The sequence below is a fragment of the Micromonospora sp. LOL_015 genome (genome assembly GCF_048060275.1).
In the GTDB taxonomy this organism is placed as follows: Bacteria; Actinomycetota; Actinomycetes; order Mycobacteriales; family Micromonosporaceae; genus Micromonospora_E.
On record NZ_JBHMIO010000001.1, the window covers coordinates 226,679 to 242,456 of the forward strand.

12 protein-coding genes and 1 pseudogene are annotated in these 15,778 nt (G+C 73.1%); 5 read left to right on the plus strand and 8 right to left on the minus strand.

The annotated features are described in order from the left end of the window. Nucleotides 1–22: 22 nt before the first annotated feature. The 5 genes and pseudogenes from ACFHWU_RS00975 to ACFHWU_RS00995 form a co-directional block, all read right to left on the minus strand. A complete protein-coding gene (locus ACFHWU_RS00975; RefSeq protein ID WP_416589599.1) occupies nucleotides 23–562 on the minus strand; it encodes a Na+/H+ antiporter subunit E in 540 nt (179 codons plus the stop codon). Beyond that, complete coding sequence (locus tag ACFHWU_RS00980) at nucleotides 559–2,067, minus strand: monovalent cation/H+ antiporter subunit D family protein (protein WP_416589600.1); 1,509 nt, start codon at nucleotides 2,065–2,067, stop codon at nucleotides 559–561. The genes ACFHWU_RS00975 and ACFHWU_RS00980 overlap by 4 nt, the downstream gene beginning before the upstream one ends. 146 nt (nucleotides 2,068–2,213) lie before the next feature. Then, a pseudogene (locus ACFHWU_RS00985) lies at nucleotides 2,214–2,537 on the minus strand (sodium:proton antiporter); the annotation flags it as partial. Beyond that, nucleotides 2,534–5,377, minus strand: coding sequence for a hydrogen gas-evolving membrane-bound hydrogenase subunit E (gene mbhE / locus ACFHWU_RS00990; RefSeq protein ID WP_416551812.1), 2,844 nt, complete (start codon nucleotides 5,375–5,377; stop codon nucleotides 2,534–2,536). The gene mbhE and the pseudogene ACFHWU_RS00985, both read right to left, overlap by 4 nt. Before the next feature lie 75 nt (nucleotides 5,378–5,452). Then, nucleotides 5,453–6,115 (minus strand): universal stress protein, encoded by a 663-nt coding sequence (locus tag ACFHWU_RS00995; RefSeq protein ID WP_416551725.1) that lies wholly within the window; start codon nucleotides 6,113–6,115, stop codon nucleotides 5,453–5,455. A gap of 449 nt (nucleotides 6,116–6,564) precedes the next feature. Here ACFHWU_RS00995 and ACFHWU_RS01000 point away from each other — a divergent pair, with 449 nt between their 5' ends. The 3 genes from ACFHWU_RS01000 to ACFHWU_RS01010 are packed head-to-tail and all read left to right on the plus strand — an operon-like array spanning nucleotide 6,565 to nucleotide 11,441. Further along, complete coding sequence (locus ACFHWU_RS01000) at nucleotides 6,565–7,635, plus strand: AAA family ATPase (protein ID WP_416589601.1); 1,071 nt, start codon at nucleotides 6,565–6,567, stop codon at nucleotides 7,633–7,635. A 3-nt stretch (nucleotides 7,636–7,638) separates the two neighbouring features. Further along, entirely contained in the window at nucleotides 7,639–8,937 is a 1,299-nt protein-coding gene (locus ACFHWU_RS01005; RefSeq protein ID WP_416551721.1) for a DUF58 domain-containing protein, read from the plus strand. Beyond that, complete coding sequence (locus tag ACFHWU_RS01010) at nucleotides 8,934–11,441, plus strand: transglutaminaseTgpA domain-containing protein (protein WP_416551720.1); 2,508 nt, start codon at nucleotides 8,934–8,936, stop codon at nucleotides 11,439–11,441. The genes ACFHWU_RS01005 and ACFHWU_RS01010 overlap by 4 nt, the downstream gene beginning before the upstream one ends. Before the next feature lie 257 nt (nucleotides 11,442–11,698). Here the strand turns inward: ACFHWU_RS01010 and ACFHWU_RS01015 are convergent, their stop codons facing one another. The 3 genes from ACFHWU_RS01015 to ACFHWU_RS01025 all read right to left on the minus strand — a co-directional run bounded on the left by ACFHWU_RS01015 (nucleotide 11,699) and on the right by ACFHWU_RS01025 (nucleotide 14,301). After that, complete coding sequence (locus ACFHWU_RS01015) at nucleotides 11,699–12,085, minus strand: DUF3040 domain-containing protein (RefSeq protein WP_416551719.1); 387 nt, start codon at nucleotides 12,083–12,085, stop codon at nucleotides 11,699–11,701. A 282-nt stretch (nucleotides 12,086–12,367) separates the two neighbouring features. Beyond that, nucleotides 12,368–13,558, minus strand: a complete 1,191-nt coding sequence (locus ACFHWU_RS01020; RefSeq protein ID WP_416589602.1) for an alkaline phosphatase family protein — start codon at nucleotides 13,556–13,558, stop codon at nucleotides 12,368–12,370. Then, on the minus strand, nucleotides 13,555–14,301 hold the full coding sequence (locus tag ACFHWU_RS01025) for a methyltransferase domain-containing protein (RefSeq protein ID WP_416551716.1): 747 nt from the start codon (nucleotides 14,299–14,301) through the stop codon (nucleotides 13,555–13,557). The genes ACFHWU_RS01020 and ACFHWU_RS01025 overlap by 4 nt, the downstream gene beginning before the upstream one ends. A gap of 148 nt (nucleotides 14,302–14,449) precedes the next feature. Here ACFHWU_RS01025 and ACFHWU_RS01030 point away from each other — a divergent pair, with 148 nt between their 5' ends. After that, nucleotides 14,450–14,782, plus strand: a complete 333-nt coding sequence (locus tag ACFHWU_RS01030; RefSeq protein WP_123602621.1) for a PadR family transcriptional regulator — start codon at nucleotides 14,450–14,452, stop codon at nucleotides 14,780–14,782. Then, nucleotides 14,779–15,774: an HAAS signaling domain-containing protein gene (locus ACFHWU_RS01035; protein WP_416589603.1), complete on the plus strand. Its 996-nt coding sequence runs from the start codon at nucleotides 14,779–14,781 to the stop codon at nucleotides 15,772–15,774. Before ACFHWU_RS01030 ends, ACFHWU_RS01035 begins: the two co-directional genes overlap by 4 nt. Nucleotides 15,775–15,778 lie beyond the last annotated feature (4 nt).

Sequence of the window (15,778 nt, forward strand, 5' to 3'; positions counted from 1 at the left end):
GCGAGAACGAGGTCGAGTCCGGTCACCGGCGGGCTCCCCCCGGCTGGTCGGCCGGGTCGACCGGCTCGACCGCGTCGACCGCGTCGACCGCCTCGACCGGGCGCGCGGCGGGCAGCAGGTGGTCCTGTAGCCGGGCGAGTTCGGCACGGAACCGCTGCGGGTCCTCGGCATGCATACCGTGCACGAACAGGGTCGGCGGTTGCGGCCGGACCGCCACGGTGAGTGTGCCCGGGGTCAGTCCGACGGCCAGCGCCATCAGCACCATCTCGGTGCCGGTCCGGGTCCGCAGCGGGAACTCGACGATCCCCGGCGACAGCCCGCTGCCCGGCGTGACGATCTCCCGGGCGACGACCACGTTCGCCACCACCAGACGACCGGTGAAGTAGCCGACAAAGCCCAGCACCCGGCCGGCCCGGCGCAGCGTCCGGACCGGCCAGTGCAGCAGCGTCCGGACCGGCCCCCGGCGCGGCCTGCCGGCCCGGCCACCGCCGGCTCGCCGGCCGGTGCGGCTCTCCACCTGGCCGGTACGGGGCTCTTCCGTCCGTCGCGTTCGTCTGGTCACCGTCCGGTCACCGCCTCTACATAGGCACTCGGGTCGATCAGTCCGTCGGCTGCGGTGGCCGCCAGACCGAGCAGGGGCTGCGCGGCCGACCCCAGCAGCAGGGTGAGGGCCGCGAGCAGCACCGCCGGCCCGGTCAGCCAGGTGGCGATCCGCGGCGGTACGTCGTCGGTGGTGCGGGCGGGCGGGTGGCCGGCCGGGTCCGGGGGTGCGGGCGCGGGTTCGCCCCAGAACGCCAGATCCCAGATCTTGATCATCGAGATAAGTGTCCCGAGGCTGACCAGCACCGCGACCGCGAAGATCAAATAGTTGCCGTCGGCGACCGCGGCCCGCAGCAGCAGGAACTTGGCCAGGAATCCGGAGAACGGCGGCATCCCGGCCAGCGACAGCCCCGCGCCGATGAAGGCCAGGGCGAGCAGCCGGTGCGCCATGGCCAGCCCACCGAGCCGGTCCAGCCGATCGGTGCCGTAGCCGACCACCACCGCACCGGCGCAGAGGAACAGCGCCGCCTTGACCAGGATGTACTGCACCAGGAAGAAGATCGCCGCGGTGAGTGCGGCCGGGCTGAACACCACCAGCCCGATCAGCAGGTAGCCGATCTGGCTGACCATGTGGAACGCGAGCACTGAACGCATCGTGGTCTCGCCGAGCGCCCCGAGGACGCCGATCACCATGGTCACGGCGGCGGCCAGCCCGATCACCCACCGGTAGTCGACCGCGCCGTCGTAGACCACCGCCACGATCCGGACGATCGCGTACCCGCCGACCTTGGTGAGGATGCCGGAGAACAGCGCGGTGACCACCGGTGGCGCGTACGGGTAACTGCGGGGCAGCCAGCCGTGCAGCGGCACCACCGCGGCCTTCACCGCCAGGGCGAGCAGCACCACGGTGCCGGCCAGGGCCAACGCGCCGTCGCGGCCGGCCGCCCCGGCCAGTTCGCCGAGATCGACGGTGCCGGCGACGGCGTAGACCAGCCCCACCCCGGCCAGCAGGATCGTGGACGCCAGCAGATTGACGGTCACGTAGATCCGACCGGCCACCGTCCGCTCCCGGCCGGCGCCGGCGGTCAGCAGCACGTAAGACGGCACCAGCATGACCTCGATCAGCACGAACAGGTTGAACAGGTCGGCGGTCAGGAAGGCCCCGAACGCGCCGGCGCTCGTCATCAGCGCCAGTGGGACCAGGTACGGCCGTCGGTCGTCCCCGGAACCGATGGCGAAGACCCCGCACAGCAGCACGACCAGCGCCACGACCGTGACCATCAGCGCGCTGAAGGTGTCCGCCGCCAGGGTGATCGCGAAGCCGGCCGGCCAGCCACCGATCCGTTCGGTCAGCACCTCACCACGGCGGGTCGCGGCCAGCAGCGTACCGCCCTGGGCGAGCACAGCCGCGCCGGTACCCAGCCAGCCGATCCGGTGCAGCGTCAACCGACTCGGCACGGCCAGCAGTAGTCCGGCCACTACCAGTGGCAGCACGATCGGACCGACCAGCGGCAGCGGCGCATTCATCGGGGCAGCTCCCCGGTGTCGCCGCCGGCCGCTGTCCGACCGTGTTCGGCGACCTGGTCGGACATCGACCGTGGCTCGGTCAGCACCGGCTCCGGGCCGGGTTCCGGCTCCGGTCCCGCCGCGCCGTCCGGACCGTCCCTGCCGTCCGGACCGGCCTCGCCCAGCTCCAAGTCGGGTCGGCCCGGCCGCGGCCGGTCGACCACCGCGAGCGCGAGCAGGAAGATCGTGATGCCGAAGGTGATCACGATGGCGGTGAGCGCGAAGGCCTGGGGCAGCGGATCGGCCGTCGCCGCCGGGTCGATGTCGCCGAACGGCGGCTGCCGGCGCCACAGCCCGCCCGAGGCGAGCAGCAGGATGTTGACGGCGTGGCCGAGCAGGACGAAGCCGATGACGACCCGGATCAGGCCGCGGTGCAGGATCAGATAGACGCCGGCCGCGGTGAGCAGGCCGATCACCAACGCGACGGTCACGGTGCCCGCACCCCCGCCGCGTCCGGCGGGACCGGCGCGTCCGATGCGACGCCAGCGTCCGACGGGACCACCGTGCCGAGCCGCCGTACCGCCGCCGTGATCAGGCCCAACACCATCAGATAGACGCCGAGGTCGAAGAAGGTCACCAGGGACACCGAGAAGCCGAGCACCGACAGTTTCAGTCCCGGCGACGGCGTCAGGAACGGCTCACCGGCCAGCAGCGCGGACAGGCCGATCCCGAGACAGGTCAGCAGCCCTGCGGCGAGCAGCGGCCGGGGCCGCAGCCGGCCGGCCGCCATCGGTGAGCGGCCGGCGTACGCCACGTACGCCAGCTGGCCGAGCCCGACCGCGATCCCGGCCACCAGCGCGGCGACGAAGCCGCCGCCGGGCTCGTCGTGGCCGCGTAGGAACAGCCACGCCGAGACCACCAGCATCACCGGGGTGAGCAATCGGTGCGCGAACCGGAGCACCGGATCCGGTACGGCCGGGCCGGTTCCGGTGCGGCCGCGCCCAGCGGTGCCGCCAGGCCCGCCAGCGGCGCCAGGCCCGCCGACGACACCGCGTCCGGTGGTCCGGAACAGCCCGACCAGCCCGAGTGCCACGGCGACGAGGACGGTCGCCTCACCGAGGGTGTCGAACGCCCGGAACTCGACCAGGATCACGTTGACCACGTTGCCGCCCCCGGTCGCCGGTTTCGCAGTCCGCAGGAAGTAGTCCCCTGGGGCGGACAGGTCACGACGACCGGTCAGCCCGACCGTCGCGGCCACCGCGACGGCCCCGGCGGCGACGGCCAGCGCGGCGGCGAAAAAGCTGACCGGCTGGCGCCCGGCGCCCGGCAGCCGGGCCGGCAGCCGGCGCAGGACGAGCATCGTGACGACTGCGGTCAGTACCTCGACGAGCATCAGGGTCAGCGCCACGTCCGGCGCGCCGGCGAGCAGGAACCAGGTGGCGACCATCAGACCGACCAGGCTCAGCAGCCCGACCGCCGCGAGCGCCGACCTGGCCAGCACGATCCCGGCCAGGGCCACCGCCAGCAGCACCAACAGCGGCCAGTCGCCGGCCGCCGCGCTTGCGGCCGGCCAGGGCGGCATCGATCCCAGCGCGGCGCTGCCGGCCGCCCCGAGCAGCACCAGCAGCAGCACCGGCCGGAACAGATGGGCGGCCGGCGAGTCGTAGCGGGTCGGCCGGCCGACGATCCCGCCCAGTCTCAGCAGCGCGCCGTAGCAACGGTCGAAGGTGACCGCCCCGGCGGGCGGCAGCCGGACCGACTGCACCAGCTGGTCGACCCGGCTGCGGGCGATGAACAGGGCCGTACCAGCCAGCACGGTGAGCGCCGACAACGCCAGTGCCGGGTTGAAGCCGTGCCAGAACGCCACGTACGGCGGATCGCCGCCGGGGGACGCGTTTTCGGTCGCCTGGTCAATCAACGGGCCGAGCAGCGCGGCCGCCGGGCCGAGCAGCAGGCTCAGCAGCGCGGCGATCGCCGCCGGGGTGAGAAACGTCCACGCTGGCTCGTACAGCTCCGGCTGTCGCGGCGGTCCGGCGAAGGTCTCATAGACGATCCGGGCGCCGTACGCGAAGGTCAGGGCCGACGCCGAAACCGCCAGTACCTCGGCCGACGGGCTGAGCCACGGATCGACCCCGGTCTTGATCAACGCATCGAAGATCGCCTCCTTGCTGACGAAGCCGAGCAACGGCGGCAGGCCGGCCATCGACATCGCGGCCAGCCCAGTCAGGGTGGCGGTCACCGGCATCACGTGGCGCAGGCCGGAGAGCTGTCGGATGTCCCGGCTGCCGGCTTCCCGGTCGATGATGCCGACGAGCATGAACAGGGTGGCCTTGAACAACGCGTGCGCGACGGTGTGCAGCACCGCGGCGGCCAGCGCCGCCGGGGTGCCGACCCCGATAACCCCGACCAGCAGCCCGAGCTGGCTGACCGTCGAGTACGCCAGCATGGCCTTCAGGTCGTGCTGGCGCAGCGCGAGGAACGCACCCGCCAGCGCGGTGCCGAGCCCGCCGAGGACCAGCACGATGGTCCAGGCAGCCTGCTCGGCGTAGATCGGCGAGAACCGGATCAGCAGGTAGATCCCGGCCTTGACCATCGTCGCGGCGTGCAGGTAGGCGCTGACCGGGGTGATCGCCACCATCGCGCTGGGCAGCCAGAAGTGAAACGGGAACTGCGCGGACTTGGTGAACGCCGCGACGATCAGCAGCCCACCGACCACCCAGGCGACCGGCGAGCCGAGCAGCCGGTCGGGGTAGGCCAGGATGGTGGTCAGGTCGCTGGTGCCCAGCGCGACCACCATCACCACGACCGCCGCCAGCAGCGCCAAGCCGCCACCGGCGGTGACCAGCAACGCCCGGGTTGCGGGGCGGGCCGCCGCCGGACTGGCCAGACCGATCAGAAAGAATGAGCAGACCGTGGTCAGCTCCCAGAACAGGAACAGCAGTACGGTGTCGGCGGCGAAGACCAGGCCGAGCATCGCCACGGTGAACAGGGTCAGCAGCGTGTAGAGCGCGGCGCACGGGCGGTGCGGGGCGAGGTAGCGCGGGCAGTACATCATGATCAGCGCGCCGACCCCGAGCACCAGCAGCCCGAAGACCATCGCCAGGCCGTCGAGCCGCAGCGCGAACGCGATGTCCAGCGACGGCAGCCAGCGCGCGGAGACCCCGACCGCGCCGTTGTCCAGCACCACCGGCAGCCGGGAGGCGAGCAGCCCGCAACCCAACAGGTAGCCGACCGCGAGCGGGTAGCCGGCGTCGCGGCCGAGCGAGCGGGTGAGCAGTGGTACGGCGGCGGCGAGCCCGATCAACAGGGCCAGCACCGCGACCATCGTCAACGGGCACCCCTCGCCGCGGCGGTGGTCCGGGCGTACGGACCGGCCCGGCACCGGTCGACGGTCGCCGGTCGCACCTCAACCGTCCTCGCTGGCGGCCAGCAGCACCGGCCGGGTGGCGTCCCGGAGCACCTGGTCGGCGACGCTGCCGAGCAGCCGGTTGGACAGTCCACTGCCCCGCCGCCCGACCACGATCATGTCCACGTCGCGAGCCCGCGCGACATCCAGCAGGGCCCGGGCGGGCCGGCCGGTGACTATCTCGATGCTGCTCGGCAGGGGCGGCCCGTCGGCGCGGCGCAGTCGGGCCGCCCGATCGGTGAGCAGGTCCCGCGCCCGGTCCAGCTGGTCGACCTCTTCGGCGGTGCGTTCGCCCCGCTCGACCGCGGCGACGTCGACCACGGTGGTCAGGATCAGCTCGCTGGCGCGACCGGCGAGCACCCGGTGCGCCGTACGCAGGGCGTGCTCGGAGTCGGCGGAGCCGTCCAGGCCGACCAGCACCCGGGGCCCGGTGCCGGGTGCACTCGGCCCGGTGTCGGCCGATGCCGGGCGGGTCTCCAACCGCCCCGTCGGTCGCGATCCGCGCTCCACCGCGATCGGGACGAAGAGCAGTCCGAGCACGGCGCCCAACGGATACCAGTACCAGGCGCGTTGGCCGTGCCGGGTGATGAACACCGCCACCGCTACGATCCCGGAGAGCACCCAGACGGCGACGACGGTCACGATGTAGCCGGCTGTGGACATCCAGCTCCCTCCGGTTGCACGTACCGGTCGGCCCGGCCCGACTATCTGGCCTGGTCACCGCTGGCGTCGCCGACTACCCGGGAAATGCCGGTCCTACCCGGCCGCCCGGCGAGTTCACACCGGCGGGTGGTGTCGGTCGGGGCGGGGCGAGTGGTCCGGGTGGGCACTTGAACCGGACCGGTCACCGGCCCGTACTCCCGGTGGGAGCGGGTGCCGCCCGGTCCGCTCCCGCGCGATGCCCGGACCGTCCGTCCACGACCGGGTCGCCCACGGTGAGCAGGGGCGGGTGAGCAGACCACGCCGTCCCGTGGATGGCGGACCTGCGAAAGATGGATAGCCTGAGAGGCATGTGGGGTCCCTGCGGCGGGAGACGACGGTCCCCCACCTGACCGACGGCGGGCGGCCGGAGCGACCGACCCGCGTGACGCCGTACGACGAGGAGGAGGATCGTGACCCAAGACAGCTGGGACGATCTGGGTGCTCCGATGCCCCATGACGAGTTCCGCGCCGTGTCCGACGCCATCGTGGCCAACATAGATCAGGTCATAGAGGGCAAGACCGCCACGGTTCGGCTGGCACTCGCCGTCCTGCTCGCGGAGGGACACCTCCTGATCGAGGACGTTCCCGGAGTCGGCAAGACCAAACTCGCCAAGACGCTGGCCAAGTCGATCGACTGCTCCGTACGCCGGATCCAGTTCACCCCGGACCTGCTGCCCAGCGACGTGACCGGAGTCAGCGTCTACAACCAGGACAACCACGACTTCGAGTTCAAACCGGGCGCGGTCTTCGCCAACCTGGTGGTCGGCGACGAGATCAACCGGGCGTCCCCGAAGACCCAGGCCGCGCTACTCGAATGCATGGAGGAGCGACAGGTCACCGTCGACGGCACCACCTACGAGCTGCGGACGCCGTTCATGGTGATCGCCACCCAGAACCCGATCGAGATGGAGGGCACCTACCCGCTGCCGGAGGCGCAGCGGGACCGGTTCACCGCCCGGATCGCGATGGGCTACCCCGACCCGAGCGCCGAGCTGGCCATGCTCGACGGGCACGGCGCGGCAGGTCCGGTGCACCAGCTGCAGCCGGTCTCCGACGCGGCGGGGGTACGGCGGCTGATCGCCACCGTCCGGGAGGTACACGTCGCCGACCCGGTCAAGCAGTACGCGGTGGACCTGGTGACCGCCACCCGTGAGTCCCCGGAGCTGCGGCTCGGTGCCTCGCCCCGGTCGACGCTGCAGCTGCTGCGTACCGCCCGCGCGGTCGCCGCGCTGGAGGGCCGCGACTACGTGCTCCCGGACGACCTGCAGGCGCTCGCCGTTCCGGTGCTGGCCCACCGGCTGATCCCGACCGCCGAGGCCCAACTCGCCCGGCGGACCACCGACGCGATCATCGCCGAGCTGGTGCACCGGATGCCGTTACCCCACGAACGGCAACGGCCGGCCGCTGCGGCGTACGACGGTCGCCAGTTCGGCCCGGCGGACGGCACGATGGCGGTCCCCTTCGAGCCGCGAGGGCGGTGACCGATGCGGGCGGCGCTGCGCGGCCTCACCACCCGCGGCCGGTCGTTCCTGGCCGCCGGTGCGGCGGCGGTCGTCTCGGCGCTGATCCTCGGCGAGAAGGACCTGCTGCGGGTCGCCATCCTGCTGGCCGTCCTGCCGCTGCTGGCCGCCCTGTACGTGGGCCGTAGCCGGTACAAGCTGGCCTGCACCCGGGCGTTGGAGCCGCACCGGGTCCCGGTCGGCTCCAACGCCCGGGTGGTGCTGCGACTGCAGAACCTGTCCCGGCTGCCCACCGGCACCCTGCTGCTGGAGGACCGGCTGCCGTACGCCCTGGGCAGCCGGCCCCGGGTGGTGCTGGAACGGCTCGGTGCCCAGCAGGCCAGTTCGGTGGCGTACACGGTGCGGGCCGAGGTCCGCGGCCGCTACGAGGTCGGGCCGCTGGTGGTCCGGCTCACCGACCCGTTCGGCCTGTGCGAGCTGACCCGGGCCTTCCCCAGCGTCGACCGGCTCACGGTCATCCCGCAGGTCACCGCGCTGCCGTCGGTCCGACTCGCCAGCGAGTACGCCGGATCCGGTGACAGCCGGGCCCGGTCGGTGGCGGTGCACGGCGACGACGACTCCGCCACCCGCGAGTACCGCCGCGGTGACGACCTGCGCCGAGTGCACTGGAAGTCGACCGCCCGCACCGGTGAACTGATGGTGCGCCGGGAGGAGCAGCCGTGGGAGACCCGGGCGACCGTGGTGCTCGACACCCGGGCGTACGCGCACCGTGGCGAGGGCCCGACGGCGAGCTTCGAGTGGGCGGTGGCGGCGGCGGCGAGCATCGCCGTGCACTTCCGGTCGAACGGCTACCGGCTGCGGCTGGTCACCGACACCGGCATCGACGCCGACGCCACCGAGGCCGACGGGGACGGCATGCTGCTCGACCGGCTGGCCGACGTCACCGCCAGCCAGCGCAGCGACATCGCCACCCTGGTCGAACAGGTACGCCGCCGTTCGGACAGTTCGCTGGTGGTGGCGTTGTTCGGGGCGCTCACCCCGCCCGAGGCGGAGCTGCTGGCCGGGTTGCGGGGCAACCGGTCGACCTGCGTCGGCCTGCTGATCGACAGCTCGACCTGGATGAATCTGAGCCCGGACGAGCGGACCGAGGCCGACCGGGCGCACGGTGCCGCCGCGCTGTCGCTGCTGCAGAGCGGCTGGCGGGTGATCGGCGTGAACCACGGTGACCAGTTTCCGTCGCTGTGGCCGCAGCTCGCCCGGGGTTCCCAGGGCTTCGCCTGGCGGGCCGCGCTGGCCGAGACGATAGCCGGAGGAGTGAATTGACCACCCGTAGACACCTCGGTCTGGTCGCGGCGGCAGCCACCCTGATGGCGGCCGCGCCGATGGCCACCATCTTCCAGGACTGGACCTGGCTGGTGCAGTGCGCGATCACCGTGACCATGATCGGTGGCGCCGGGATGCTGGTCCGCTCGTTGCGGGCTCCCGGATGGCTGCACCCGGTGGCCATGATCGGCGCGCTGCTCCTCGCCCTGACCTGGCTGTTCCCCAGCGGCGACGAGTTGCTCGCGGTGCTGCCGTCGCCGGCGACGATCGGCCATTTCGGCGCGCTGCTGGCCCAGTCGGCGCAAGACGTGCACGCGTACGGCGTACCGGTGCCCGACGGCGACGCGCTGCTGTTCATCACCGCGCTGGGGATCGGTTCGGTCGCGGTCGTCGTCGACGTGCTCACGGTGACCCTGCGCCGGCCGGCGCTGGCCGGCCTGCCGATGCTGGCGATCTACTCGGTGCCGGTGGCGATCTACGTCGACAGCGTTCCGGCGGCACCGTTCGTGGTCGGCGCGGTCGGCTACCTGTGGCTGCTGATGGCCGACAACGTCGACCGGGTCCGTCGGTTCGGCCGCCGATTCACCGGCGACGGCCGGGACGTTGACGTCTGGGAGCCGTCGCCGCTGGCCGCCGCCGGTCGCCGGCTCGCCGTGCTCGGGGTGGTCATCGCGGTGCTGATCCCGCTGACCATCCCCGGCATGACGTCCGGGCTGCTGACCAACCTCAGCGGCGGCGGGACCGGGGGCAACGGGCTGGGCAACGGACCCGGCCAGGTGAACCTGTTCGCGGCGTTGAGCGGCCAGCTCAACCAGAGCGAGGTCACCGAGATGATCCGGGTGACGACAAACGACCCGGACCCGGCGTACCTGCGAATCGGCATCGCCGATGAGCTGCGAGAAGACGGTTTCGCCAGTCGCCCGCCACGCGGGCGGCCGGACTCGGCCCGGTCGCTGCCCGACCCGCGGACCGACCCGGACATCCGCAACACCGGGGTCAGCCACCAGGCGTACGAGGCGACCGTCGAGGTCACCGGAAACTTCAACATGGCGCTGCTGCCGACCTACGCGGTGCCGGTGCAGATGCGCGACGTGGATGGCAGCTGGGCCTACGACCTCACCGCGCAGATCGTCTTCTCCGGCCGGTCGCGGGCCCGCAACATGACCTACGGATTCGAGTACGTCCGCACCAGCTACACCCCGGGGGCACTACGCCGGTCCCAACCGCTGCCGGCCGACGACGACCTGCGGCAGGCGTTCACCGCAGTGCCGCAGGTGCCGCAGGTGACCGAGCTGGTCGGGGAGCTGACCGCCGGCGCGCGCAGCGACTACGACCGCGTGCTGGCCATCTACGAGCACTTCTCCCGGGACAACGGTTTCACCTACAGCCTGGCTACCGAGGGCGGCACGGCCAGCCAGGACATCGTCAACTTCCTGGACAACAAGGTCGGTTTCTGCCAGCAGTACGCCGCCGCGATGGCGTGGCTGGTCCGCGCCGCGGACGTGCCGGCCCGGGTGGCGTTCGGTTTCACCAACGGCTCCCAGCGGCTGGAGAACACGTACACACTGACCAACCTCAACCTGCACGCGTGGACCGAGGTCTACTTCGCCGGGCTCGGCTGGGTGCCGTTCGACCCGACCCCGGCGGCGAGCATCCCCGGCTCGGTGCGCTCCGAGTGGGCGCCGGACGTGGACGCCCCGCCGGACGCCGGCCCGAGCGCCGGACCGAGCGCGGCCCCGTCCGCCGCGCCGTCGACGACGGCGCTGCCAGAGACCGGACCCGGCCAGCTCGACCCGGGTGCGCTGGGTGCCGGATCCGCCGCCGATTCCACCGCCGGTCCCCGTTGGCCGTGGTGGACCCTCGCCGGTGTGGTCGCGGTGCTCGTGTTGGCGGCCCTGCCGGCGGCCCGACGCGCGACGGTACGCCGTCGGCGGCTGGTCCGTGTCCTGGCTCCGGTGACCCCGGCGGGCACCGACCCGACGGACGCTCGGGACACCGACTCCCCCGCCGCGAGCGGGGCCGCCGCCGGTGCTGCTCCGCTGATGACGGTCACCGGCGCCGACGCCGGGGCCGCCCGGCAGCACGCGCACGCCGTCTGGAGCGAACTGGTCGACACCCTGGTCGACCTGCGGATGCCGGTCGACCGGTCGGAGACGCCACGGGCGACCGCGGCGCGGCTGGCTGCTCTGGAGTCGGTCCACGGTGCGGCGGCCGACGCGGTCCATCTGCTCAGCCAGGCGGAGGAGCGGGCCCGGTACGCCCGTCAGCCGGTGCCGGGCGAGCCGCTGGTCGAGGCGTTGGGGCGGGTACGGGCGGCGGTGGCGGCCGGGGTGGGTCGGCGTACCCGGCTGGCGGCCCGGCTCCTGCCGCTGTCGGTACTGCTGCGCTGGCGGGACGCAGTTGTCGAGGCGTACAGCCGGGTGTTCTCGGTCGTCGGCCGGTGGCGCGACGCGGCGGCGCGGTTGAGTCCGCGCCGGCTGTTGGCCAACCGGGCGGGTCGTTGACCCGTCTCGGGTGTGCGGACCGGCCGGTCTGTCGAGTCACACCGACTGGGTTTCGCGAAACCGCCACCTCGGGTCGGCGTACCGGGCATAATCGCCCACGTGCCGGGACGCTCGATCGCAGCGCGGTCAGTCAAGCAGCACGGTCAGTCGACGAGATCCGTGGCCGACCGCCGCTGCCCGGCGTGGCGGGCCGGTAGGTGGGCACGACACGACCGCCCGGTCACGCCGGACCGGGCGGCTGATGCCCGCCGGCTAGGTCAGCGGTGGCCCTCCGGCCGCTGGCGCCAGCGTTCGTCCAGCCGGTCGATCAGCGATGACCGTCGCCCGCTGCGGGTCTTCCGGCGCGTGGTCCCGCCGACCACCCGCAGGTCGGGCGAGTTCGACTTGCGCTGGGACTGCATGGCGAACGCCGCTGCCCCGAGCATGACCACGAAGCCGGCCACACCGAGCAGTGGCACTTTGCTCACTGTGCCGTAAACGACCAGGGCAAGGCCAATGATGATCACACCGGCAGCGACGAGCAGGCGACGCCGCGTGTGGAAACGCGGGTCGCTGGCGCGCACGGCCGAGGCGAATTTGGGGTCCTCGGCAAGCGACCGCTCGATCTGCTCGAACAGCCGCTGCTCGTGCTCCGAGAGCGGCACGGCACTCCTCCCCGGTCACGTTGGTCAGCCCGGTCGGACCGACAGACCGTGGCAGCCAACCGGCTGCTTACCCGCAAGTCTACGAGGGGGGTCGCGGGTCGGAAAGCCGGACGACGGACCGCCTAGGTTGATTTTCCGTCCGGCGGACGTCATCACCTGGTAACAGAGTAGCCGCCCGACCGGACAGTGCACCGCTGCCCGGCCCTCGTCACACCAGGAACTCGATCTTTCTCGCCTGCCGCACCGCGAGTTTCACTCCCATAGCACACCCAACCGGGCAAATCACTCGGGACCCGCACCGGTGGCGATCAGCAGTGGAACGGCCATCTCGACCTCGGTCACTCCACCGTGGAAGCCGACCAGCGCGGAGCCGACCGGGTCGGTCCGGGTGGCCACCACGACGGACCGGTCCCGACAGATCACCACGACGTCACCGATCCGGCCCAAATGATCCGGTGGCACCGGGCCGAACCAGCCTTCGGCGATCAGCTCGTCCCGCTCGGCCACCCGGGCCGCCGGGCCGAGGACGGCCCGCCACCCGGCGATGACGTCGCCCACCGCGCCCGGCACCGGGTGCAGGTAGCGGGCGCGGGGCTCCCCGGCGACCACCCGCACGCCGGCCCGCAGCCGGGGGTCGGTGTCCAGGTCGAACCGGTGTCGCGGGTCGGCCGGCACATCCAGCTGGCCGTGGTCGGCGGTCACCAGCAGCGCCGCGTCCCGGGGCAGATCGGCCAGCACCCGGTCCAGCAGCCGGTCCAGGTCGGCGGCGGCGGCCCGCCAGGGCGGGGAACCGACCCCGGACAGGTGGCCGTGCCGGTCCAGGTCGGGATGGTAGCCGGAGACCAGCACCGGAGCGTCGCCGGCGGTGACCGCGTCGAGCAGCCCGGCGGCGAGGGCGTCGGTGTCGGCCGCGCCCCGGTACGCACCGCCCCGGTTGGCGGCGACCGTCAGCCCGCTGCCGGCGAACTCGGGCCGGCTGACCACGGTGACCGCCACCCCGGCGGCCGCTGCCCGTTCCAGCTGGGTCGGCACCGGCTGCCACCGCCGCGGGTCCGGGTCGTCCCGCCAGTCGACGTGGTTGAGCACCCGGTCGGTGCCGGGCACCAGGCTGCGGAAGCCCAGCACCCCGTGCGCCCCCGGCGCGGCGCCGGTGCCGAAGCTGACCAGGCTGGTCGGCGTGGTGGACGGAAAGCCGGTGGTGAGCCGCCGCGCGTACCGACCGGCGACGAGCGCGGCCAGCGTCGGGGCGTGCTCGCCAGCTGCCGGCAGTTGGTGCCAGCCGAGCCCGTCGACCAGCAGCACGACGACGCGCCGCACCCCGGTGAGCGGCCCGGTGAGGCCGAGTACGTCACTCGCGCCGGGCACCCCGAGCACCGCCAGCACACTGGGCAGCACGTCGGCGAGGCTGGCCGCGCCGTACTCCGGACGCACCGGGCGCAGCAGCTCCGCAGCCGGCGGGTCCGCCGCTGTCACAGCGGACGCCGGGCGAACAGGTGCAGCTGGGTGGCGAGGTCCCGGTACGGCGGCTGGGCGGCGACGGCGAGCTCCAGGGCGAGCAGGGCCTGCGGGTCGCCCTCGGCGACGGCCGCCGGCAGCAGGTCGGACAGCACCCGTACCCCGTGGATCTGCTCGACCCGCAGCCCGGCGGCGGCGAGCAGATCGACGGCGCGGTCGGCGTCGTAGCGGCGCCGTAGCGTGTCCCGCGCGCCGGCGGCGCCCTGTGAGTCGGCGAGCAGTGCGGCGGCGAGGTCGAGATGTCCGTTGACCGCGCGGGCCAGCACCGCCGCGGCGCGGCCGGCGACCAGTACGCTGGCCGCCCCGCCCGGCCGCAGCACCGTGGCCAGCGACTCCACCACCCGGGCCGGCTCGTCGACCACCTCCAGCACCGCGTGGCAGAGCACCAGGTCGACGCTGGCCGGCGCGATCAGCTCGCCGAGCGCGTCGCCGTCGCCTTGGGCGGCGGTGATCCGGTCGGCGACCCCGGCGTCGGCGGCCCGGCGGGTGAGCGCGGCCAGCGCGTCGGGGCTGGCGTCGACCACGGTCACCTGGTGTCCGGCCTCGGCCAGCGGCACCGCGAAGCCACCGGTGCCGCCGCCGACGTCGACCACGGTGAGCCTGCGGCCGGGCTGCCGGTCCAGTTCGTGACGCAGTACGGACCAGACCACGGCGGTTCGCGGGCCGGCCGCCTGGGCGGCCGGGATGTGTGTCAGTTCCACTCGCGCGAGCCTATCGGCCCGACCCGGTCCCACTCGGTCCGGTGCGGCCCACCCCGGTGCGGTGCGGCCAGATCCGGGCGCGCCGGTGGTCGCCGGGGCGGTACTCCGCGATTGACGGTACATCGCACTGCGAAGTAGTCTGTGAGGCGTGGATACCACCCAGCTTCTCAAAGGGGTGCTCGACCTGGCCGTCCTCGCTGTGCTGCAGCACGAGGACGGCTACGGCTACGACATCCTGCGGCGACTACGCACCGCCGGGCTGACCGAGGTCGGCGACGCCTCGGTGTACGGCACGCTGCGCCGGCTGTTCCAGGCCGGTCTGCTCACCACCTACGTGGTCCCGTCCGAGGAGGGCCCGCACCGCAAGTACTACTCGCTCAACGGCGCCGGGCGTGACCAGTTGACCCGCTCCGGCAAGACCTGGCGCAGCTTCGCCACGACGATGGACAACCTACTTGACGATCGGGGGGTGGCGGCGTGAACGCCGCGACGCAGGCTGAGATCACGCACTACGTCGAGCAGGTCCGGTCCGCGCTGGCCGACCTGCCGGACCAGGTCCGCGGCGAACTGCTCGAGGATCTGCCCGAGCACCTCGCCGAGGTGCTCGCCGAAGGCGACGGCACGCTGGTCGACCGGCTCGGCGACCCGACGGAGTACGCCGCCGAACTGCGTACCAGTGCCGCGCTGGACGCCCCGGCGGCGACGCCGGGGGTCGGCCACCGGGCGGCCGTCGCCTGGCATGTCACCCGCGACCGGCTGGGCCGGATCGACCGCCGGATCGGGCCGGTCCTCGGCTACGGCACCGCCAGCGAGTTCCTGCGGTCGCTGCGCCCCAGCTGGTGGGTGCTGCGCGGCTACCTGGCGGCGACGCTGTTCGCGTACCTCGCCGCCGGCGAGCTGGTCGGACCGCTGCCCGCGCCCGGCGGCAGCATCGCGGCCGGGGTGCTGGTGCTCACCGGCATGACGATCGGCTCCGTCTGGCTCGGCCGCCGGGGACAGCGACTGTCCCGGTGGCCCCGGCGGGCGACTGTGGTGGCCAGCGCCCTGGTGGTGCTGTGCTCAGCCGCGTTCGTACTCTTCCCGCCGGCGGAAGAAGGTCCGGTCGTCGTGATGGAGTCGAACGGTGGTGCGGCCTACCTCAGTCCCCCGTTGCCGTCTTCAGCGTCTCCACTGGATGTTTACGTCTACGACAGCCAGGGCCGGCTGATCGAGGGCGCCCGGCTGTTCGACGAGAACGGCGAGCCGATCCTCCTCGGCTTCCCGAACTGGTGTGAGTTGCCAGGCCTGGAGCAGCTGCGGGTCGGGCAGAGCCTCTCGCGTATGGGCGGCCGAATCACCTTGCGCGACTCGAACGTGCAGTACACCTACCCGTTCTGTCCTGAGCGGAACCCGTTCGAGCTGCCGGCGCTGCCCCCGAGCCCCGACACCACCCCGGCACCCAGCCCGTCGGTACCCGGCCCGTCGCCGAGCTGACCTG

Excerpts from the sequence above, each read along its gene's own strand:
- ACFHWU_RS00980 (WP_416589600.1), bottom strand. The coding sequence starts at position 2,067 with ATGAATGCGCCGCTGCCGCTGGTCGGTCCGATCGTGCTGCCACTGGTA.
- ACFHWU_RS00995 (WP_416551725.1), bottom strand. The coding sequence starts at position 6,115 with ATGTCCACAGCCGGCTACATCGTGACCGTCGTCGCCGTCTGGGTGCTC.
- ACFHWU_RS01005 (WP_416551721.1), top strand. The coding sequence starts at position 7,639 with ATGCGGGCGGCGCTGCGCGGCCTCACCACCCGCGGCCGGTCGTTCCTG.